At 71.7% G+C, this 427-nt stretch carries 1 pseudogene; it reads right to left on the bottom strand.

The features are described 5' to 3' along the window. Positions 1 to 427, bottom strand: a pseudogene (locus ACLJNW_RS23285) (glutamine synthetase); the annotation flags it as partial.

The following is a 427-nucleotide window of genomic DNA, read 5'->3' on the forward strand; positions in this document are numbered from 1 at the left end:
GCGCTCTTCGTCGCTGAGGCCGTGCGGATCGACATCGGCCAGGGCGCGCAGCGGCAGGCGTCGTTCGATGCCCAGGCGGCCGGCGATCAGCACCGCGGCCATCGCCAGGTGCGGACAGGTGGTGGCGTCCATCGGCCGGAATTCCAGGTTGTACTGCTTGCCCAGCGGCTTGCCGCCGACGCTCACCACCGGGCAGATGCGCAGCGCCGCTTCGCGGTTGCGCAGTCCCAGGCAGGCGTAGGCGGCGCTCCAGTGGTGGGGTTTCAGGCGCAGGTAGGAGGCGGCGGTAGGCGCGGTCAGCGCGCACAGCGCTGGCAGGTGCGCGAGCACGCCGGCGGCCCAGTGCTCGCCGAGTTCGGAGAGATCGTTGGGTCGACCGGGCTCGTACAGCAGCGGGCTGCCGTCGGCATGTTGCAGGCTCAGGTGC

The organism is Salmonella sp. SAL4457 (assembly GCF_046548235.1).
Classification (GTDB): Bacteria; Pseudomonadota; Gammaproteobacteria; order Enterobacterales; family Enterobacteriaceae; genus Salmonella; species Salmonella enterica.